The sequence below is a fragment of the Streptomyces sp. NPDC088706 genome, from assembly GCF_044752765.1.
GTDB lineage: Bacteria > Actinomycetota > Actinomycetes > Streptomycetales > Streptomycetaceae > Streptomyces.
This window is the reverse complement of sequence record NZ_JBIVLW010000018.1, coordinates 21,280-41,259: the sequence shown is the minus strand read 5'-3', so window position 1 is coordinate 41,259 and position 19,980 is coordinate 21,280. Positions and strand designations below refer to the sequence as shown.

At 71.3% G+C, this 19,980-nt stretch carries 15 protein-coding genes; 11 read left to right on the top strand and 4 right to left on the bottom strand.

Annotation, left to right across the window (positions count from 1 at the left end; genetic code table 11):
• Nucleotides 1-37: 37 nt before the first annotated feature.
• The 3 genes from ACIQAK_RS28545 to ACIQAK_RS28535 all read left to right on the top strand — a co-directional run bounded on the left by ACIQAK_RS28545 (nt 38) and on the right by ACIQAK_RS28535 (nt 1,904).
• On the top strand, nt 38-391 hold the full coding sequence (locus ACIQAK_RS28545; protein ID WP_366392116.1) for a hypothetical protein: 354 nt from the start codon (nt 38-40) through the stop codon (nt 389-391).
• A complete protein-coding gene (locus tag ACIQAK_RS28540; protein ID WP_366392117.1) occupies nt 388-1,212 on the top strand; it encodes a hypothetical protein in 825 nt (274 codons plus the stop codon). Before ACIQAK_RS28545 ends, ACIQAK_RS28540 begins: the two co-directional genes overlap by 4 nt.
• A gap of 302 nt (nt 1,213-1,514) precedes the next feature.
• Nucleotides 1,515-1,904: a roadblock/LC7 domain-containing protein gene (locus ACIQAK_RS28535; RefSeq protein WP_366392118.1), complete on the top strand. Its 390-nt coding sequence runs from the start codon at nt 1,515-1,517 to the stop codon at nt 1,902-1,904.
• A 26-nt stretch (nt 1,905-1,930) separates the two neighbouring features.
• Here ACIQAK_RS28535 and ACIQAK_RS28530 read toward each other — a convergent pair whose 3' ends face one another.
• Genes ACIQAK_RS28530 through ACIQAK_RS28520 form a run of 3 tightly spaced genes read right to left on the bottom strand, consistent with a single transcriptional unit; the run spans nt 1,931 to nt 4,715 of the window.
• The gene (locus ACIQAK_RS28530) at nt 1,931-2,524 is read right to left on the bottom strand and encodes a hypothetical protein (RefSeq protein WP_366392119.1); all 594 of its coding nucleotides are present in this window, start codon (nt 2,522-2,524) and stop codon (nt 1,931-1,933) included.
• Nucleotides 2,521-3,981 (bottom strand): HAMP domain-containing sensor histidine kinase, encoded by a 1,461-nt coding sequence (locus ACIQAK_RS28525; protein WP_366392132.1) that lies wholly within the window; start codon nt 3,979-3,981, stop codon nt 2,521-2,523. The genes ACIQAK_RS28530 and ACIQAK_RS28525 overlap by 4 nt, the downstream gene beginning before the upstream one ends.
• Before the next feature lie 50 nt (nt 3,982-4,031).
• Nucleotides 4,032-4,715 (bottom strand): response regulator transcription factor, encoded by a 684-nt coding sequence (locus ACIQAK_RS28520; protein ID WP_366392120.1) that lies wholly within the window; start codon nt 4,713-4,715, stop codon nt 4,032-4,034.
• A 518-nt stretch (nt 4,716-5,233) separates the two neighbouring features.
• On the opposite strand from ACIQAK_RS28520, the gene ACIQAK_RS28515 reads away from it, so the two are divergent.
• The 7 genes from ACIQAK_RS28515 to ACIQAK_RS28485 all read left to right on the top strand — a co-directional run bounded on the left by ACIQAK_RS28515 (nt 5,234) and on the right by ACIQAK_RS28485 (nt 16,253).
• Nucleotides 5,234-6,151, top strand: coding sequence for a carbohydrate ABC transporter permease (locus ACIQAK_RS28515; protein WP_401372234.1), 918 nt, complete (start codon nt 5,234-5,236; stop codon nt 6,149-6,151).
• Complete coding sequence (locus tag ACIQAK_RS28510) at nt 6,151-7,101, top strand: carbohydrate ABC transporter permease (protein ID WP_366392122.1); 951 nt, start codon at nt 6,151-6,153, stop codon at nt 7,099-7,101. Before ACIQAK_RS28515 ends, ACIQAK_RS28510 begins: the two co-directional genes overlap by 1 nt.
• Nucleotides 7,102-7,186: 85 nt before the next feature.
• Nucleotides 7,187-8,530: a sugar ABC transporter substrate-binding protein gene (locus tag ACIQAK_RS28505; protein ID WP_366392123.1), complete on the top strand. Its 1,344-nt coding sequence runs from the start codon at nt 7,187-7,189 to the stop codon at nt 8,528-8,530.
• 286 nt (nt 8,531-8,816) lie between these two features.
• Nucleotides 8,817-9,767 (top strand): MurR/RpiR family transcriptional regulator, encoded by a 951-nt coding sequence (locus ACIQAK_RS28500; protein WP_366392124.1) that lies wholly within the window; start codon nt 8,817-8,819, stop codon nt 9,765-9,767.
• A gap of 243 nt (nt 9,768-10,010) precedes the next feature.
• On the top strand, nt 10,011-11,759 hold the full coding sequence (locus ACIQAK_RS28495) for a glycoside hydrolase family 35 protein (protein ID WP_366392125.1): 1,749 nt from the start codon (nt 10,011-10,013) through the stop codon (nt 11,757-11,759).
• Between the two features lie 136 nt (nt 11,760-11,895).
• The gene (locus ACIQAK_RS28490) at nt 11,896-14,151 is read left to right on the top strand and encodes an FAD-dependent oxidoreductase (RefSeq protein WP_366392126.1); all 2,256 of its coding nucleotides are present in this window, start codon (nt 11,896-11,898) and stop codon (nt 14,149-14,151) included.
• A gap of 68 nt (nt 14,152-14,219) precedes the next feature.
• A complete protein-coding gene (locus ACIQAK_RS28485) occupies nt 14,220-16,253 on the top strand; it encodes a beta-galactosidase (RefSeq protein ID WP_366392127.1) in 2,034 nt (677 codons plus the stop codon).
• Between the two features lie 223 nt (nt 16,254-16,476).
• Here ACIQAK_RS28485 and ACIQAK_RS28480 read toward each other — a convergent pair whose 3' ends face one another.
• Nucleotides 16,477-17,316: a formylglycine-generating enzyme family protein gene (locus tag ACIQAK_RS28480; protein WP_366392128.1), complete on the bottom strand. Its 840-nt coding sequence runs from the start codon at nt 17,314-17,316 to the stop codon at nt 16,477-16,479.
• A 217-nt stretch (nt 17,317-17,533) separates the two neighbouring features.
• Here ACIQAK_RS28480 and ACIQAK_RS28475 point away from each other — a divergent pair, with 217 nt between their 5' ends.
• Nucleotides 17,534-19,741, top strand: a complete 2,208-nt coding sequence (locus ACIQAK_RS28475; RefSeq protein WP_366392129.1) for a sulfatase-like hydrolase/transferase — start codon at nt 17,534-17,536, stop codon at nt 19,739-19,741.
• The last annotated feature ends 239 nt before the right edge of the window (nt 19,742-19,980 follow it).

Sequence of the window (19,980 nt, the reverse complement as noted above, 5' to 3'; positions counted from 1 at the left end):
CTGTTTCGTTGTGAAGCGTCGGTGAAAGGAAGAACCGGTGTCGTCAGTCGAGGATCTGTTGCGCACTCTTCTCGACATGCCTGGGGTCACCGGCATCGCGCTCGTCGACGCGGTCACCGGGCTGACTTACGGCGAGGTGGGCGAGGAGACGCCGGATGCCGAGGAATGCAGCCGGCTCGCCGTCTCCGTCGCCGATCGGCTGCATGCCGCCGGCGCCCGGGGAGGGCTGGAGAGCATCGTCATCACCGGCGCCCGCCACCAGCTCGTGCTGCGCGCCTGCCCCCGGCGGGGGGACCCCTTGCTGCTGACGGCCGCGCTGGAGCGTGAGCAGGCCAATCTGGCCCTTGTCCTGCACCGGCTCGGCCGCCATGCGGAGAAGGCGGCGGGATGAGTACCCGCCCCGCCGCCGCTCGCAACCTTCCCGCCCTGCTCGTCGCGCTGTACGAACAGGAGCACACGGGCACCGTCGTCGTCTCCGGTGCGCCTGGCGGGCGTATCCATCTGCGCGAAGGCCGGATCGCCGGGGTGGAGACCCCCGGGGCCCCCGGTGTGGAGACGATACTGCTCAACTCCGGCCGTATCGAAGACGAGGCGTGGACGGCCGCCTGCGCGTCGGGGGGCGCGGTGGAGGGCGCCCTCGCCGCCGAGCTGGAGACCCGCGGCCTGCTCCCGCGGCAGGAGTTCGAGATCGTCTGCACGGCAGCCGTGTTCGACGGCGCGTTCGCCCTGGCGTTCAGCACGCCCGACGGCTGGGAGGTCGCCGAGGCGGTCCCGGCGCCCTCGACCGGTCCGTCCGTCACCCCGCGGCGGCTGGCGGCCCAGACCACCCGGCGACTGTCGGTGCTCGCGGACCTGTGGGGAGCGCCCCCCGTGGAGCTCGCCCGCACCCGGATCCGGCCGGCGGCGGATGTACCCGTACGGATTCCGGACCGCTACGCCACGCTGCTGCGGACCGCGAACGGCCGCCGTACCCCCCGGGACATCGCCTTCGCCCTGGGGCGGGGCGTCTACGCGGTCATGCTCGACCTGGCCAGGATGAACGAGTCCGGCCTCCTGCACCGCGACCGCCCCGCCCCGGACCGCGGACGGCCGAGTGCCGCACCCCGCCGCCACGAGAGGCGCTCACCGGACGGCGTACCGGCCGCCGGCACCGCCCCGCTTCCCCGGCGTACCCCGGGGACGCATCACCCTCACCGAACGGCCACCCCATGAAGTCGAGAAGACGCCGCACGGCGAAACGCCGCAGATTCCCTCCGCCCGGGTCGCCCGATGCCGCGCGTCCGCCCGACCCCGTTCCGCACGTCCCACCGCCGCTGCCGCTGCCCCGCCGCGGCGCCGGCGCCGTCGCCCGGCCCGAGACCCCGTCGGACCCGTCGGACCTGTCGGACCACCAGCCCGACCTGGGCACGCTGCACCGCGTCCTCGCGGGCCTCAGGGGCCTGTCCTGAACGAGCGCGGAGCAGCCACGGGACTTCAGCCGCACCCATGCCACCCACCCGTACTGAGGAGCAGCGATGCCCAGCGGTCACACGCCCGCCCCCCTCGTCGAAGCCCTGGCCGCCCTGCGGGAACAGGTGACGGGGGTGAGCGAGAGTGCCCTGTCCACCGTGGACGGCCTCCTTCTCGCCGCCGACGCCGACGCCTTCCACCCCGAGTCCGTCGCCGCGCTCTCCGCCACCACGCTCAGCATCGGCCGGCGCATGGCCATCGAGGCCGGCGGCGGCGCGCTGCGTGACGTGGTCATCCGCAGCGCCGGGCGCCACATCGTCGTCCGGTCCGTCGGTGAACGCGCTCTGCTCACCGTCGTCGGCGACGAGGGGCTCGACCTGGCCGGACTCCGGCGGGAAATCCCTCACACCGTCGAGCGGCTGGCCGCGATCCTCGCGGACGACGCCCCTGCCTGACCCGCCATCGGTATCCCCGTCCCCGCCTACCCGGTCGCCGGGGGCGGCACCGTCCCCCTCCCCGGGGCGGGCCGCGTCGGCACGACGCCGGTGGGGAGGCCGAGACCGCAGGTGCCGGAGGCCGACGCGTCGTCCTGACCCGTCATCCGCACCTCGGCCCCGCTGACGGTGGCGTAGGCGATCGTGCAGATCAGCTGGTGCCGCGCGGTGGCGTCCAGCTCGCCCAGTGGCAGGGGCAGACGGGCCCTGACGCCGCCCTGTGCCGAGAACGTGACCCGTACCACCCCGCCGGGGGCGGCCGGGGGCAGCGCGGTGCCGAGCCCGAGGGCCTCGCCCTCCTCCCCCGGGCCGGCCAGCAGAGCGCGGACCGCGTCCTCGGCCGACGCGCGAGGACCGCCGCCCTCCCCGTACGGGGTGATGCTCCGGGGCACCGGGTTCAGCCGGCCGTCCGGAAGGCGGAAGAAGAGCAGTGCCTGGCTGTTCCGGTGCCGGAGGACCTGGATGGTGGCGGGGCCGCCGGCGGCGATGACATCGGTCTGCTGGATCCCGCAGCCGCCGAGCAGCAGGGCGGCGGCCAGTGCGGCCGCGGCACGGTGACGTCCCCTGCGCAAGCGGCTCATCCGCCCGCCTCCTGCGCCCACAGGGGCATCTCGACGGTGAAGAGAGCCCCGCCGCCGGGCAGGTTCTCCGCACGGACCGTCCCGCCGTGCAACCGTACGTTCTCCCGCGTGATGGCCAGGCCGAGACCGCTGCCCGCGGAACGGGTCCTGGCCGCGTCGGCCTTGTAGAAGCGGTCGAAGATGTGCGGAAGCACCTCGGGGCCGATGCCCGGGCCGCTGTCCTGGACCTCGACGACCAGCAGGGGCCCGGCGCCGGGGCGTGTCCGGGTGGACAGCGTCACGGTGACGGGTGCTCCGCCGTGGCGCAGCGCGTTGCCGACGAGATTGGCGACCACGACGTCGAAGCGGCGCGGGTCGAGCCGGGCGCGGATGCCGCCGGGCAGTCGGGTGAGGATCGAGCCGTCGGTCCGGTGCCGGCTGCGCAGACTCTGGCGGATGGCCTCGGCCGGGTCGATCTCATCGGTGTTCAGCTGCGCCGCCCGGGCGTCGAAGCGGGAGATCTCCATCAGGTCCTCGACGAGGACGGCCAGCTTTCCGGTTTCGGAGCTGATGAGCCGCACCGCCCGGGCGGTGTCGCGGTCCAGGTGTGCCGCGTCCTCGTCGAGGACGTCGGTGACGGCGAGCATGCCCGCGAGCGGGGTACGCAGTTCGTGCGAGACGTCGGAGGCGAAACGGCGTGCGCGTGCCTCGGCCTGCCGCAGTTCGTGCACGGAGCGCTCCAGCTCACCGGCGGACTCGTTGAACGTACGGGCCAGTTCGGCGAGTTCGCCGCTGCCCCGGGCCTCGATCCGGGTGTCGAGCCGGCCGCTGCCGATGTTCTGGGCGGCCTCGCGCAGGTTGCGCACCGGGCGCAGCACGCTGCGCGCGGCGAGCAGGGCCGGCAGCAGGGCGATGGCGAGACCGGGCAGGGCTCCGTCGCGTGCCGCGGTCACGAGCGCGTCGATGTTGGTCTTCTCGTCGGTCATCCGCATGACGGCGTAGAGGAGGAGCCCACTGGGCAGTTCCTCACCGGTATCGGCCTCGAAGACGGTGGGCACGGCGATGGTCAGGTAGGGGACACCGTCCCGGACGACCCGCTCGAAGCCGCCCTCGTCACGGGTGCGCGCGCTCTCGCGCAGGTGCGGGGTGATCACCTCGGAGACCGGGCTGGTGCCGGAGGAGACCTGGAGCGATCCGTACTCGGCGAAGACCACCCAGGGACGGGGCTTGCCCTTGCCCGCCATGCGGCGCAGCGCGTCCTCCAGTTCGACGGGCCGCGGCGGCAGGGAGAAGGCGGTCTGCCGGACCTGGTCGCGGAACGAGGAGATCGCGGTGTCCTGGGCCGTCCGCAGCAGGGCGCTGCGGGCCTCACGGTAGGTCAGCGCGGCGGTGGTGGTGGCGCTGACGGACGCGACCAGCAGGAAGGCGAGCATCAGCCGCGTCCGCAGCCCGAACACGGCCGTCCACGCCCGGCGCATCGGTTGCCGGCCCGCCCGCTGTCCACCGGCCGGGCCCCCGTGGCGTGCGCTCACAGCGGCCCGAAGCGGTAGCCGAAGCCCCGCAGGGTCTGGATGTAGCGGGGAGAGCCGGCGTCGTCCTCGATCTTGCTGCGGAGGCGGCGGACGCAGGCGTCGACCAGCCGTACGTCGGCGTGGTAGCCGTGCTCCCAGACGTACTCGAGCAGTTGCTGCCTGCTGAAGACCTGCCCGGGGGCGCCGGAGAGGTACATCAGCAGTCTCAGCTCGGACGGTGCGAGCGTGAGGAGCTGTCCGGACTTGGTCACGGTCAGTCCTGCCCGGTCGATCGTGAGCTCCCCGTGGGACTCCGGGGCGGCCCGGGGCGGCCCGGAGTCCTCGACGCGGCGCAGCACGGCCCGGATCCGGGCGTCGATCACCTCGGTGCGGGCGGGCTTGACGATGTAGTCGTCGGCGCCCGCCTCCAGGCCCACGACCACGTCGAAGTCGTCGCCGCGTGCGGTGAGGACGATGATGGGCAACTGGCTCTTCCCGCGGATCAGACGGCAGACCTGGACACCGTTGATCCCCGGCAGCATCAGGTCCAGCAGCAGCAGGTCGGGGCAGAAGTCGCCGAGCGCGGCGAGTCCGTCCTCACCGGTGGCGGCGGAGCGGACCTCGTATCCGCGCCGGCGCAGACCGAGCTCGACCCCTTCGCGTACGGAGGGATCGTCCTCGATGAGGAGCACACGGGGCATCGGGTCTCCCTGGGGATGGTTCAGCGCCGGATCACTCGTCGGCGTACCCCGATCGACAGCGTAACGAGTTCCGCGGGGGAGACGAGGAACGCTCGGCAGGCGTGAGCAGTGACGGACTCCAGGCGTACGGCCCGGCCCCGTCCCCCCGGACCGCCTTGTGCGGGAGATCCGGGGCGTGTTAGCAAGGGTGCCGCCCGGGAACGCCGTGTTCGCGAAGAACATCGACGATGTTCGCTTTGTCGCCACCGGTCGGCCCCGGGCCCGTCGCCGCCCGCGTGGGCAGGGCCGCCGCACCGCGCCGGGCCCGGCTCCGTGGCTGGTTCGGGGCGGCGGCGGCCGGCGCGCGGTATGCCGGGGTGGCTGGGCGCCCGGCTGACGGCGGGGCTGGTGAAAAAAATTATCACTCAGTCTATCCAGATGACCCATGTGTGAAATAAATTTGAAGAAGTGGCCGGCTCGTCGCCGCTTCTCCCGGACGACCCATGGCGCCAGCACATCCCAGCAGCTCTGGAGTACCCATGAAGAAAAGGCCGGCTTCGTCGCCGCTCAGGGCACCGGTCGTCCGGCGGCCCCTGAGGCAGCGATTGACCGGGTGGGCGTTCGTTCTGCCCTTCGCGATCCCGTTCCTCCTGGCCGTCGTGGCGCCGACCCTCTACACGGCGGGCCTCAGCCTCTTCCAGGAGCGCCTCATCGGCGGGGTGACCTTCGTCGGTCTCGACAACTACAAGGAGCAGCTGAGCGATCCGCGATTCTGGGACGGAATCATGCGGGTCGCGATCTTCCTCCTCATCCAGGTCCCGCTCATGATGGGGCTCGCACTCGGGGCGGCGCTGGCTCTCGACAGCGCGCGGCTGTACGCCCCCGCGATCTTCAGGCTCGGCATCTTCCTCCCCTACGCCGTGCCGGGTGTCGTGGCGTCCCTGCTGTGGGGCTACATCTACGGGACGCAGTTCGGCCTGGTCGGCGATCTCCAGCAGTTCTTCGACATCGCCCTGCCCGACCCGCTGTCGAGCGCGCTCGTCCTGCCGGCGATCAGCAACATCGGCCTGTGGCTCTACGTCGGCTACAACATGCTCGTCCTCTACGCGGCGCTGAAGGCCATCCCCTCGGATCTGTTCGAGGCGGCGCGGCTGGACGGAGCCGGCACCTGGCACATCATCATCGGCATCAAGCTGCCGGCCATCCGCGGGACCCTGGTCATCACCACGATCTTCTCGGTGATCGGCGGGTTCCAGCTCTTCAACGAGCCCAACATCCTGCGAGCCATGGTGCCCAACGTGATCAGTACCGACTTCACGCCGAACATGTACGCCTACACCCTGTCCTTCGCCGGACAGCAGTACAACAGCGCGGCGACCGTCGCCATGATCATGGGCCTGGTCACCGCCGTGGTCGCCTTCGCGGTGCAGCGCCGCGGAATGAAGGGGGCGGCTTGATGCCCACCCAGGAGAAAACGGTCGACACCGGCCGCAGGGCCGCCCGCCGACAGCCCCCTTCGGCCGAGCGCCGCGCCGCCCGACGGCTCCAGTCGCGCAACCGGCCCCGGCGGCAGCGCTCGATCGCCCTGACCGTGCTGATGACGCTGCCCCTCCTCTACAGCCTGTTCCCCCTGGTCTGGCTCGTCATCAACTCCACCAAGTCGCTGGACCAGTTGTTCTCCAGCTTCGGGCTGTGGTTCGGGGACGACTTCGCCCTCTGGGACAACGTCGTCGGGGTCCTGACCTACGACGACGGGATCTACGGCCGCTGGTTCGCGAACACCCTGCTGTACGTGGCGGTCGGCGCGGCCGGTTCGACCCTGCTGGCGGCGCTCGCCGGGTACGGTCTGGCCAAGTTCGACTTCCCCGGCCGCCGTGCGGTCCTCGCCGTCGTCCTGGGCGCCGTCGCGGTGCCCGGAACCGCCCTCGCCGTACCCACCTTCCTCCTCTTCAGCAAGATGGGTCTGACGAACACCCCCTGGGGCGTCGTGATTCCCCTGCTCGTCACGCCCTTCGGCCTCTTCCTCCTGTACAGCTACACCAGCGAGGCCGTGCCGGACGAGGTGCTGGACGCCGCCCGGGTGGACGGCGCGGGTGAGTTCCGCATCTTCTTCACCATCGTGCTGCGGCTGCTGTCACCCGCTCTCGTCTCCGTCCTCCTGCTGGAGATGGTGGGCGCCTGGAACAACTACTTCCTGCCGCTCATCATGCTCAGCGATCCGTCCCTGTTCCCCCTGACCGTCGGCCTCAACCGGTGGAACGCCCAGGGCGCCAGCGCGGAGGGCGAACTCGTCGCCAACCTCGTCCTCACCGGTTCGCTCATGACGATCATTCCGCTGATCATCGTCTTCCTCTGTCTTCAGCGCTTCTGGCGGGCCGGCCTTGCGGCCGGCAGCACGAAGGGCTGACCCCCCACCCACCACGGCACCTCAGCATCATGAGGCGTCCGCACACCTCACGGAACAACAGACCGACCAAGAAAAAGGCAACGACATGAACCGATGGCCGCTTCACCGCAGAACGACCTCCCTCCTGGTCGGCACCGTGCTCACCGCGATGACCCTGTCCGCCTGCGGCGGGGAGGCCAAGGACGATTCCGGGGCCCCGTCCGTCGGTGAGAAGGAGATCCGGGCCGCACTCGACAAGCCGACGGAGCTGACCGTCTGGTCCTGGTCGGGGAGCCTCCCGGACGTCGCCAAGGCGTTCGAGAAGAAGTACCCGAAGATCAAGGTCAACGTCCAGAACGTCGGCACCGCCACCGAGCAGTACACGAAACTGCAGAACGCGATCAAGGCGGGCAAGGGTGCGCCCGACCTCGCCACCATCGAGTACAACGCCATTCCGCAGTACGCGCTGTCCGGCGCGCTCGTCGACCTGAAGAAGTTCGGCTTCGACTCCCTGAAGGAGGAGTTCACGTCGGCGACCTGGGAGGCCGTCAACGTCAAGGACGGCCTCTACGAGCTTCCGCTGAACGCCGGTCCGATGGCGATGTTCTACAACAAGAAGACGTTCGACAAGTTCGACATCAAGGTGCCGACCACCTGGGACGAGTACCTGGAGGCGGGCAAGAAGCTCCGGAAGGCCGATCCCGAGTACTTCATCAATGCCGACCGAGGCAACGCGGGGATGACCGAGAGTCTCATCTGGTCCGCCGGCGGCCGCCCCTTCCAGGTGGACGGCGACAAGATCGACATCAACCTCCAGGACGTCGGCACCAAGAGGTACGCCGAGACCTACCAGAAGCTGATAGACGCGAAGGTCCTGTCGCCCGTCGCCGACTGGAGCACCGAATGGTTCCAGGGCCTGGCCTCCGGCAAGATCGCCACCCTGACCTCCGGGGCCTGGATGTCCGGCATCCTCAAGAACAGCGTCGCCAAGGCGTCCGGTGACTGGCGGGTAGCTCCGCTGCCCTCCTACGGCGGCACGGAGGCCAACACGTCCATCACCGGCGGCGGCAGCCTGGCGCTGATGGAGCAGAGCGACAAGAAGCTCGCCGCGGCCGCGTTCCTGCGCTACGTCAGCGTGGAGGAGGGCGCGGACATCACCCAGGCGTCCGGGTCCTTCCCCGCCCGTGCCAAGGTGCTCGAGTCGCTGGAGTTCCTCGCTACCAAGGACAAGTATTTCGGGGGCCAGGAGGTCAACCGCATCTTTGCGAACTCCCTGAACGAGGTGGGCGGAGGCTGGCAGTACCTGCCCTACGACGTCTACGCCGTCACCATCTTCAACGACCAGGTCGGCAAGGCGTACACAGGCGAGAAGACGCTCGAAGCAGCTCTGAAGGACTGGGAGAAGCAGCTGGTCAAGTACGGGAAGGATCAGGGATTCACCGTCAACTGACCCGGCCGGAAGGGGGGCCGCCCGTCCTTACGCGGCGGCCCTGCCCACCCACGGCGACCACCCGTCGCCGGGCGGGAACACGACCTCTGGAGAGTAGAATGCCCTACGGTGCGACACCGGCCGAGGTGAGCCCTCCGGCGGTTCGGCTCCCGCAGCCGGTCCGGCCGGTGAGCGTCCGGGCCGCAGTGAACGACACACAGTGGGGGAGCAGCGAGTGAGCCGCGACGGTGAGCCGATCCGGCCTTCCCCCCGATCCCGTCGCACCGCTGCCGCACCGGTGCCCGCGGTGAACGGGAACGGCGCGCGCGGTCCTGCCCAGGAAGCCGGGGACCGGCGGCTCGGCTCCGTCGGCGAGGCCAGCCCGCTGGAACTGCTGAGGTCGGCGCTCCCCGGCCTCACCGGTGCCAAGCTGCGGGTGGCGGAGGTCATCCTCCGTACGCCCGACGAGGTGGGCCGCAGCTCCATCACCTGGCTGGCCGGGGAGGCCCGTACCTCAGCAGCGACCATCACCCGGCTGTCCACCGCCCTGGGCTTCGACGGCTTCCCCGAACTGCGCGCGGCGCTCGCCCGGGAACACGGCCGGGACGTCCAGGCCGGCTGGGAGAAGGACATCGGTTCGGCCATCTCGCCGGACGACCCGGCCGACAAGGTCCTGAGCACCCTGGCGGCCAACCAGTTCAGCGCCGCCCGCAACGCCATGGCCTCGGTCGACCTGGAGGCCTTGGCCGAGGTGGCGGACCGCATCGTGTCCGCCCGGCGCGTGCAGCTGTTCGGTGAGTGGGGGGACGCGCCACCCGCCCAGGAGCTGTACCTGCGGCTGTTCCGTATCGGCATCCCCGTCTGGTTCGACGACGGGGCCTACTTCGCACAGGTCGGAGCGAGCCTGCTCGCCCCGGGCGACGTGGCTCTCGTCGTCTCCCGGTCGGGTGACAGTGCCATCGCCATGAAGTTCCTGGAGATCGCCCGGGCGCACGGTGCGCTCACCGCGGTCATCACCGGCGACCCGCAGTCCGCGCTCGCCACCGAGGTCGACGTACCGCTGAACACCGGCACCGGCGTGGGCGGCTCCTGGACGGACTACTTCGCCGGGCGGTCCAGCGACACCCTCGTCGGAGCGCTGCTGTGGGCACTGGTCGTCCAGCGGGTGCCCGACCGCGTCTACGACCGGATGAACCAGGGCGATACCCCGGGACGTGGCTCCCGGAGCGGCGCCATCTTCGACAACCCCATGAACTGACCACCCCCGCACCCGGTCGCCCGCACGCACCGGCCACCGCGTCGGCGCGTTGTGTCACAGGCCCTCGCACCGGCACCCGCCCCGGACGGCGGCGACGAGCCCGTACCCCGCAGAACCTGCTTCCGCGGCGGGTCCCGGCAGCGCAGTACTCCCTGGACCTCGCCGTCCCGCCCGCGGTCGGCGGGCCGGGCCGGTGCGCCGCCACCTCTCCGCCCCGCGCACGACAGAGATCGAGACACACCCATGCCCGAACTGAGCATCACCGACGACGGCTTCCGTCTTGACGGCGAGCCCTTCCGGATCATCTCCGGCAGCCTGCACTACTTCCGCGTCCATCCCGAGCAGTGGGCCGACCGGCTGCGCAAGGCCCGTCTGATGGGTCTCAACACCGTCGACATCTACGTGCCCTGGAACCTCCACCAGCCCGACCGCGACGGACCGCTCGTCCTGGACGGGGGCCTGGACCTGCCCCGGTTCCTCGATCTCGCCGCGGCCGAGGGGTTGCACGTACTGCTGCGCCCCGGCCCCTACATCTGCGCCGAGTGGGAGGCCGGGGGGCTGCCGGCCTGGCTGCTGGCCGATCCGGACGTGGCGCTGCGGACGTCGGACCCGCGCTACCAGGAGCCCGTCGAGCGGTATTTCGAGCTGCTCCTGGCGCGGGTGCGCCCCCACCTCGCGACCGCGGGCGGGCCCGTCATCGCCGTCCAGGTGGAGAACGAGTACGGAGCCTCGGGCAAGGGGGACCGCGCTCACCTCGACCACCTCGTCACCCTGCTCAGGAAGGGCGGTGTCGACGTCCCGCTGTTCACCTCCGACCAGGCGGACGACCTGGCCGCCGGCGGCCTCCCCGATGTCCTGCGGACCGTCAACTTCAGCTGGGGTGCGGCGACCCGCCTGCGGACCCTGCGCGAACATCAGCCCCGGGGCCCGCTGATGTGCGGCGAGTTCTGGTCGGGCTGGTTCGACCGATGGGGCGGCGGACACAACCGGCGGCGCGACACGGAGGTGCGCGACACCCTGGAGGAGATCCTCGCTGCGGGAGCCTCGGTCAACATCTACATGTTCCACGGCGGCACGAACTTCGGTTTCACCAACGGAGCCAACGACAAGGGCCACTACCGGCCCACGGTGACCTCCTACGACTACGACGCCCCGCTCGACGAGGCCGGCGACCCCACCGCGAAGTACCACCTGTTCCGCGAGACGATCGCCGCGCATGCCGCCGTGCCGTCCGAGCCGGCACCGGCTCGCGCGCCCAAGCTCCGCCTGCGGGACATCCGCCTGCCGCACCGCGCCTCCCTGCTCGCGCAGGCCGGCCGGCTCGGTACCTCCCGGTCCTCGGAGCGTCCTGTCACCATGGAGGCGCTGGGGCAGGCGTTCGGCTACGTCCTGTACGAGACGGCCCTGCCCGCTGCCGGTGACGGAGTGCTGCACATCGCGCAGGTGCACGACCGCGCCCAGATCTTCGTGGACGGGCAGCCCGTGGGCACTCTGGAGCGGGAGAACCGTGAGCAGGCCCTCAGCCTGCGATCGCCGGCCGCCGGCGCGCGGCTGACCGTCCTGGTCGAGAACCAGGGGCGGGTGAACTACGGCGCGGGCCTGCACGACTGGAAGGGCATCGCGGGGCCGGTCTCCTTCGACGGGACGGCATTGTCCGGCTGGACCTGTACGCCGCTGCCCCTGGAGAAGCCGGACGCGCTGTCGTTCTCGTCGGAGGGGGTGGAGGCCGGACCGGCGTTCTTCCGGGGGAGTGTCCAGGTGGACACTCCTCTGGACACATTCCTCCACCTTCCGGGCTGGACCAAGGGCAACGTCTGGGTCAACGGCTTCGCGCTGGGCCGCTACTGGTCCCGGGGACCGCAGCAGTCGCTGTACGTGCCCGGTCCGGTACTGCGGCAGGGGGACAACGAGATCGTGGTGCTCGAACTGCACGGGTGTGCCGACGGGGTCGTGCACTTCGAGGACGCCCCGGATCTCGGCCCGGCCGAATAGCGGCCCGCTCTCCCGGGCGGGTCCGCCCGGGAGAGCTGCAAATCTTTTTCTTAAAAATCAGTTCTTATCACGAAAAATGATAAAGTCTTTCGGGATGGGCAGGCCCAGGGACATGAGCACGAGAAGGTGAACTGGCATGCAACGGCTAGCGGTCGAGACCGATGTCATCGTCGTCGGGGGAGGTCTCGCGGGTGTCGCGGCCGCGATAGGCGCCGCCCGTACGGGCGCCCGCGTCGCCCTGATCAACAACCGGCCCGTGCTCGGGGGCAACGCGAGCAGTGAGATCCGCGTGTGGGTCTGCGGCGCGACCGCGCACGGCGCGCAGAAGTACGCCCGGGAGACCGGGGTCATGGGGGAGTTGTTCCGGGAGAACCAGTACCGCAACCCGGAGGGCAACCCGTTCCTCTGGGACCAGGTCGTGCTCGACGCGGTACGCGCCGAGCCTGGCATCCGGCTCTACCTGAACACCGACGTGCGGGAGGTGGAGGCGGACGGCGCCGACGACCACCGGACCATCCGGTCCGTCACGGGGTGGCAGATGGGGTCGGAGCGGATCATCCGCTTCACCGGCCCGGTGTTCATCGACGCCACCGGCGACGGACTGGTCGGGGATCTGGCCGGAGCCTGGTACCGCTCCGGGCGGGAGGCCGCCCACGAGTTCGGTGAGGCCTGGGCGCCCGAGCAGGCGGACTCCGACATGCTGGGCAGCACGATGTTCTTCTACACGAAGGACACGGGGGCACCCGTGCGCTTCGTACCGCCCTCGATCGCGAAGGACGTCTCGGCGACCTCGATCGTGCGGAACCGGCCCATCAGCACCACGGCCAACGGCTGCGACTACTGGTGGATCGAATACGGCGGGGAACGCGACGCCGTCGCCGACTCCGAGGAGATCCGCGACGAACTGTGGGCCGTGATCTACGGCATCTGGGACCACATCAAGAACTCGGGGAAGTTCGACGCGGACACCCTCACCCTGGAGTGGGTGGGCTCGGTACCGGGCAAGAGGGAGTACCGCCGCTTCGTGGGGGACTACGTCCTCACGCAGCAGGACATCATCGAGCAGACCCGGTTCCCCGACGCGGTGGGCTTCGGCGGCTGGTCCATCGACCTGCACCCGGCCGGCGGCATGTACGCCGAGGGGGACGGGTCCAAGCACCTCTTCTCGGCCGGTCTCTACCACATCCCGTTCCGCAGCCTGTACTCCCGCAACGTGGACAACCTCCTGCTGGCCGGCCGTGACATCTCCGCCAGCCATGTGGCGTTCGGCACCACCCGGGTCATGGCGACGTGCGCCGTCACCGGAGAGGCCTCGGGTGTCGCGGCCGCGCTCTGCGCCCGCGACAACCTGACCCCCCGTCAGTTGGCGGAGGGCCATCTCGGCCGGCTCCAGCAACTGCTCCTGCGGCAGGACGCGTCGCTGCTCGGCGTCGAGTGGCACGACCCGGCGGACCTCGCCGCGTCCGCCCGGGTCAGCGCCTCCAGCGAGCTGCGAGAGCTGCGTGTCGAGCCCCGTCCCGGTGAGCCGACGAGCCGGCAGCCCCTGGACGGCCACGACGTCGGTCTCCTCCTCCCGGTGGAACCCGCGATCGAGTCGGTGGACCTCCTCCTCGACGTGGACCGCGCGACCTCGGTGGAGCTGGAGCTGTGGTCGACCGGCGGCGGTGAGAACCACATACCGGTGAAGATGCTCGACAGCACGTCGGTCGAGCTCGCCGCCGGTGAGCAGTGGGTGCGGGCTCCCTTCGCCCACGAGGCACCCGGCGGGCAGAACGTGGTCCTGCTGCTGCGGCGCACCCCTGGCGTGGCACTCGTCGTCGTCGACCGGCCGGGCCCCTACGGGGTTCTGGGACTGGTGAGCCGTACCCCCCGCACACGCAGCGAACGGCCGCAGTCCAACGCGTGGTCCGCCGAGGAGCTGCGCCGCCGCTGCCCGGCGGTGGTGGTGCGCGGGGAGAGCGGCGCCTACAGCGCCGCCCAGGTGACCGGCGCGCTCCAGCGCCCCTACGACGGTCCGCGGATGTGGTCGTCCCAGCCCGTCGCCGCCGATCCCGAGCCCTGGATCAGGCTCGACTGGGAGCAGCCCCGGACCGTCGGATGCGTCGACGTCATCTTCAACGACGACGTCGACCTGGACCTGATCAACCTCCACCACCACCGCACACCCTTCCCGGTCGTGCCGGAACTCGTCCGGGACTACGCCGTCGAGGCGCTGGTGGACGGTGACTGGCAGACGGTCGTCCCGGTGCGGGACAACCGGGAACGGCGCAGGTCGCACCGGCTGGAGGAGCCCGTCGCCACCACGGCCCTGCGGTTGAGGGTGGGCGGAACCCACGGTTCTGCGTGGGCGACGGTGGTGGCCCTGCGCGTGTTCGAGGACGGACGGACCTGACCCCGGCCGACCTCACCCGGCCCCGGCCACCGTCCGCCGGGGCCGCCCGACCACCTACGGAGGCTCCGATGCCGAAGAACACCCGCCCCGTCCTGCCGACGCTCGCCTTCGGAGGCGACTACAACCCCGAGCAATGGCCCGAGGCCGTGTGGCGTGAGGACGTGCGGCTGATGCGGGAGGCCGGGGTCAACCTGGTCAGCGTGGGGATCTTCTCGTGGGCACTGCTGGAGACGGAGGAGGGCGTCCACGATTTCGGGTGGCTCGACCGGGTCCTCGACCTGCTGCACGAGCACGGCATCCGCGTCGATCTGGCGACCCCCACGGTGACCCCGCCGGCCTGGTTCTACCGTGCCCACCCCGACGCCCTGCCCGTCACACGCGAGGGCGTCCGGTACGCCTTCGGCTCACGGGGCGCCATCTGCCACAGCAACGCCGCCTACCGCGAGGCCGCCGCCAGGATCACCACGGCGGTGGCCCTGCACTACGCGGACCATCCCGCACTCGCGATGTGGCACGTCCACAACGAGTACGGCGCCCCGCTGAGCGCCTGCTACTGCGACGGCTGCGCGGCGCACTTCCGCCGCTGGCTGGCCACCCGCCACGGCACGCTGGACGCACTCAACGACGCGTGGGGCACCGCGTTCTGGGGGCAGCGGTACACCTCCTACGAGCAGATCGACCCACCGCGGCTCACCCCGGGCGTGTGCAACCCGGCCCAGCAACTGGACTACAAGCGGTTCGCGGACGCCACCATGCGCGAGAACTTCCGCGCCGAGCGCGACATCCTGCACCGCATCACCCCCGGTGTGCCGGTCACCACCAACTTCATGACCGCGCTGAGCCAGTGCGCATCCGTCGACTACTGGGCCTGGGGCCGTGAGGTCGATCTGGTCAGCAACGACCACTACCTGATCACCGACGGCCGCCGCACCCATGTGAACCTCGCGATGACCGCCGACCTCACCCGCTCGGTGGCGGGCGGCGCCCCCTGGCTGCTCCTGGAACACTCCACCTCGGGGGTCAACTGGCAGCCCCGCAACCTCGCCAAGGCACCGGGACAGATGGCCCGCGACTCCCTCGCCAACGTGGCACGGGGGTCGGAGGGCGCCATGTTCTTCCAGTGGCGCCAGTCGCGGCGCGGCGCCGAGAAGTTCCACTCCGCGATGCTGCCGCACGGCGGCACCGGAACCCGGGTGTGGCAAGAAGTGGTGCGACTGGGGGCCGATGTGGGCGCACTGGCCTGTCTGAAGGGCACCCGGACCGTGGCGGACGTCGCCATGGTGTGGGACTGGCATTCCTGGTGGGCGCAGGGCGCGGAGGGGCAGCCCAGCGTCGATCACGATCCCCGCGAGCGCGCGGACAGCTTCTACGAGGTGCTCTACGACCGGCATCTGACGGTCGACTTCGCCCACCCGGAAGCCGACCTGTCGGCGTATCCGCTGGTGGTGGTGCCGGCGCTGTATCTGGCCACCGAGAGCGCCGGGAGCAATCTGCGGCGGTACGTCGAGGGGGGCGGCACCCTGGTCGTCTCGTACTTCTCGGGCATCGTGGACGAGAACGACGCCGTGCACCCCGGCCCCTGCCCCGGGGCGCTGCGCGAGGTGCTCGGGCTCACCGTCGAGGAGTGGTCACCGCTGCTGCCCGGTGACACGGTGCGCGTCGAGGGCCCGAAGGGGGCTTCGGCCGACGCGGACGTGTGGTCGGAGTTCGTGGTGCCGCAGGGGGCGCAGAGCGTGTGGAGCTACACCGACGGGCCGGCGGCCGGGAGCCCGGCCGTCACCCGCCACCGCTCGGGAGCCGGCACCGCCTGGTACCTCTCCACGCGCCTGGGGCCCCGGGAACTGGACACGGTGCTGCGTGGGGCCTTCGCCGACGCGGGCCTGCCGCCGCGCGACGAACTGCCGCACGACGTGGAGGTGGTGCGCCGCTCCGGCGAGAGCGGGGAGTACCTGTTCGTCGTCAACCACTCCTCGGCGCCGGCCCAGGTCCCCCTGCCCGCCCCCGGTACCGAGCTGCTGGGCGGTGACCGGGCCGAGGGCCGGCTCACCGTTCTTCCCGGCGCCGTGGGGGTCGTCCGCCTGGACGGGCCCCCGGCTGCCTGATCCGGCCTGATCCGAACGACGGGCCCCCGGTGCGCGGAGCGGTGGGCGTACCGGCGAGTAGGGGGCGTCGTCCATTCCGGAACCGGGTCCCTTCGGTCCCTGGCCGGAGCGGGCGACCGGTGTCACCTGGGGCCTTTCCCAGGGACCGAGGGTGCTGTGCGAGTTGGCCGCACCGGTGCGCCGGGTGGTTCCCGGCCCCCGGCGCGGCGGGCGGGCGCCTTGCTCAGGCGTCCGCCGCGCAGCGGAAGCCGCAGTTGCCGCTGCTGGAGTCCGGGCTGTTGGAGGTGCGGGCCGCCACCCGGTAGCGGTTGCAGTAGGAGTCGTGACACAGATAGGAGCCGCCGCGCATCACCCGTGCTTCGCCCTCCTCGGGGCCGCGCGGGCCGGTGCCGGGGGCCGCCGGACGGGACACGGTGAAGCGGTCCGCCACCCACTCCCACACGTTGCCCACCACGTTGTGCAGACCGTAGGCGTTGGGCCGGTAGGCGTCGACGGGGGCGGTGCCCAGGTGTCCGTCGTCGGCCGTGTTGACGGTGGGGAAGTCTCCCTGCCAGATGTTGCAGCGCCAGCGGCCGCGCGGGGTCAGTTCGTCGCCCCACGGGTAGCGGGCCCGGTCGAGGCCGCCGCGTGCCGCGTACTCCCATTCGGCCTCGGTCGGCAGTCGCTTGCCCGCCCACCGCGCGTACGCCCGCGCGTCGTCCCAGCTGATGTGGACGACCGGGTGCCGGGCCCGGTCGCCGACGCCGGAGCCGGGCCCTTCGGGCGTGCGCCATGACGCGCCCTCGATGCCCCGCCACCACGGGGTGCCGGCCGGAGCCCTGCTCGCGCGCACCCGCTCGGGAGTGAGGAAGCCCGCGAAGACGTACGACCAGCCGAACTGCTCAGCAGTCGTGACGTATCCGGTGGCCTTCGCGAACGCGGCGAACTGGGCGTTGGTGACGGCACAGGCGTCGATGCGGAACGCCGGCACGGTGACCTCACGCACCGGCCCCTCCCCGTCACCGGGGTTGGCGTACGCGTCCTCGTTGCCCATGTGGAAGGTGCCGCCGGGCAGCACCACCATGCCCCTGCCGGCTGCCCGCTCCTGCCGTGGCACGACGTCCGGCGCCGCCGGACGCGGCCCGCGCCCACCGGCGGGGGCACAGCAGGCGGAAGGGGCGTCCGCCCTCGCGAGAAACTCGTGCGCGGCCAATGGACTCCTCCTACTTACCCATGGATTATCAGAGCCGAACAGATCAACTCACCAAATCCCATCTCATCGAAACACTCAGGGGGACATCATGCCCAGCCGCCGCCAATTCCTCGCAGGTTCCGCCGCGGCCCTAGCTCTGGCGGCCCTTCCCGGCACCCCGGCCTCTGCCGCGCCCCGCGCGGCGGGCCGCGCTCCCAACATCGTGCTGGTACTCGCCGACGACCTCGGCTACGGCGAGCTGGGAGTCTACGGCCAGGAGAAGATCAGGACACCGAGAATCGACGCCCTGGCCGCCGAGGGGCTGCGCTTCACCCAGGCGTACGCGGCGGGCCCGGTGTGCGCGCCCTCGCGCTGCGCGCTCCTGACGGGCCTGCACAGCGGACACGCGACGGTGTGGCGGAACCCGGCCGTCGGGGTGCCGCTCCTGGGCGGTGGCGACACCACGTTCGCCGAGGTGCTGCACTCACGCGGCTACCGCACGGGGTGCTTCGGCAAGTGGGGCTTCGGACCGGAGGCGACCAACAGCCACAGCCACCCCAACCACCGGGGCTTCGAGGAGTTCTACGGTTACATCGACCACGGCCACGCCCACCAGTACTACCCCTCCTATCTCTGGCACAACGGGGAGAAGAAGGAGATACCGGAGAACGCGAATGGCGCCAGGAAGACCTACGCGACCGATCTGATCGAGCAGCGCGCGCTGGACTTCATCGGCACCCACGCCGAAGAACCGTTCCTGCTGTTCCTCACCCCCACCCTCCCGCACGCCCCCTCCGAGATCCCGGACGCGAGCCAGTACGCCGGCGAGAGCTGGAGCGCCGCGGTCAAGGGGCACGCCGCGCAGGTCAGCCGCCTGGACACCCTCGTCGGCAAGGTCGTCGACAAGCTCAAGGCCCTCGGCATCGAGCAGGACACCCTGGTCCTCGTCACCAGCGACAACGGTCCGCACGAGGAGAACGGCCTCGACCCGAGGGTCCTCAAGGCGAGCGGACCGTTGCGCGGCTACAAGCGCAACCTGTACGAGGGCGGGGTGCGGGTCCCGCTCATCGCGTGGCAGCCCGGAACGGTGCGGCCCGGCACCAGCACGCGGCCGACGCCGCTGACCGACCTGCTGCCCACCTTCGCGGAACTGGGCGCCGCACCCGCGCCCGACGACATCGACGGTATCTCGGTGGCACCCCTGCTGGGCGGCGGGACGGCCCCGGCCCACTCACACCTGTACTGGACACGCCTCGACGACTACGCGAACGCGCTGGCCAACGCCGCGGACGGCGGCCGCGGTCTGAAGCTGGCGGAGGCCGTCCGCAGGGACGACCTCAAAGCGGTCCGCTTCGCCCCGTCGGACCAGCGGTCGGCGGCGGACAGCCAGTGGCGGGTGGAGTTGTACGACCTCGCGGCGGATCCGGGCGAGAAGACCGACATCGCCGCCGCGAACCCGGACAAGGTCGCCGCACTGACGGCACTCATGCGTTCCTCGTGGACGGACACCTACACGCGTGACCCCTACGGCGTGAGACTGGAGGTCCCCGGAGCCGTGGTCCGCGGCGAGAAGATCACCGTCAAGGCCGTCCTCACCAACGTCGCGGCCTCGGCCTGGAGCGTTCCCCAGGTGAAGCTGATCATGCCGGACGGCTGGCAGGCGCGTGCGACCACGCCGGAGACGGCGGCCCAGCTCGCCGCGGGAGGCTCCTTCACCGTGACCTGGGAGGTGACACCCGCCGCCGCCGCGGCCGCGGGCACCCCGTTCACGCTGCGTGCCGACGCCTCGGCCACGTACCAGGGAACCGCCGTACGGTACAGCGGCCGCGGCATCGTCGAGATCTTCGCGTCGCTGCCTCGGACACCCACGGCGGACGCCTACCTCAGCGACCTCGACTGGCTGTCGGCGGCCAACGCCTGGGGCCCGGTCGAGCGGGACGCCTCCAACGGCAAGCAGGCCGCGGGCGACGGCACCCCGATCAGCATCAAGGGCGAACCGCACACCAAGGGGCTGGGCGTGCACGCGCCGTCGGACATCGCCTACCACCTGGGGGGCCGGGTGAAGCGGGTGACCGCGAAGGTCGGTATCGACGACTTCTCGCGCAAGCAGTCGCCCACGGCCGGCGGGACCCGGGCCCGCGTCCTCGGCGACGGCCTGGTGCTCTACGACAGCGGTGCTCTCACGGCCGAGAACGCGTCGAAGCCCGTCGACGTGGACGTGACCGGCGTGCGGCTGCTGCGGCTCGTCGTGGTGGACAACAACGCCAACGGCACGCTGGATCACACGTCATGGGGTTCGGCCATGGTCCGCGTCTGAGAGACGGCACGGCGGGGGCGGCGCACCGGCAGGGGGCGCCGCTCCTGCCGTGCTCCGCTCCTGCCGTGCTCCGCTCCTGCCGTGCTCCGCTCCTGCCGTGCTCCGCTCCTGCCGTGCTCCGCTCCTGCCGTGCTCCGCCCCCGCCGTGCTCCGCCGCCCCGGACCGGCGCTCGCCCGTGACGCTCCGCGCCCCCGGCGAACCGCGCGTGCCACGTGAACGTTGTGACCGCCTCGACGCG

Coding starts and splice junctions, on each gene's coding strand:
- ACIQAK_RS28540 (WP_366392117.1), top strand. CDS start 388: ATGAGTACCCGCCCCGCCGCCGCTCGCAACCTTCCCGCCCTGCTCGTC.
- ACIQAK_RS28490 (WP_366392126.1), top strand. CDS start 11,896: ATGCAACGGCTAGCGGTCGAGACCGATGTCATCGTCGTCGGGGGAGGT.
- ACIQAK_RS28495 (WP_366392125.1), top strand. CDS start 10,011: ATGCCCGAACTGAGCATCACCGACGACGGCTTCCGTCTTGACGGCGAG.
- ACIQAK_RS28510 (WP_366392122.1), top strand. CDS start 6,151: ATGCCCACCCAGGAGAAAACGGTCGACACCGGCCGCAGGGCCGCCCGC.
- ACIQAK_RS28530 (WP_366392119.1), bottom strand. CDS start 2,524: ATGAGCCGCTTGCGCAGGGGACGTCACCGTGCCGCGGCCGCACTGGCC.
- ACIQAK_RS28515 (WP_401372234.1), top strand. CDS start 5,234: ATGAAGAAAAGGCCGGCTTCGTCGCCGCTCAGGGCACCGGTCGTCCGG.
- ACIQAK_RS28505 (WP_366392123.1), top strand. CDS start 7,187: ATGAACCGATGGCCGCTTCACCGCAGAACGACCTCCCTCCTGGTCGGC.
- ACIQAK_RS28480 (WP_366392128.1), bottom strand. CDS start 17,316: ATGGTGGTGCTGCCCGGCGGCACCTTCCACATGGGCAACGAGGACGCG.
- ACIQAK_RS28520 (WP_366392120.1), bottom strand. CDS start 4,715: ATGCCCCGTGTGCTCCTCATCGAGGACGATCCCTCCGTACGCGAAGGG.
- ACIQAK_RS28485 (WP_366392127.1), top strand. CDS start 14,220: ATGCCGAAGAACACCCGCCCCGTCCTGCCGACGCTCGCCTTCGGAGGC.
- ACIQAK_RS28535 (WP_366392118.1), top strand. CDS start 1,515: ATGCCCAGCGGTCACACGCCCGCCCCCCTCGTCGAAGCCCTGGCCGCC.
- ACIQAK_RS28525 (WP_366392132.1), bottom strand. CDS start 3,981: ATGCGCCGGGCGTGGACGGCCGTGTTCGGGCTGCGGACGCGGCTGATG.
- ACIQAK_RS28475 (WP_366392129.1), top strand. CDS start 17,534: ATGCCCAGCCGCCGCCAATTCCTCGCAGGTTCCGCCGCGGCCCTAGCT.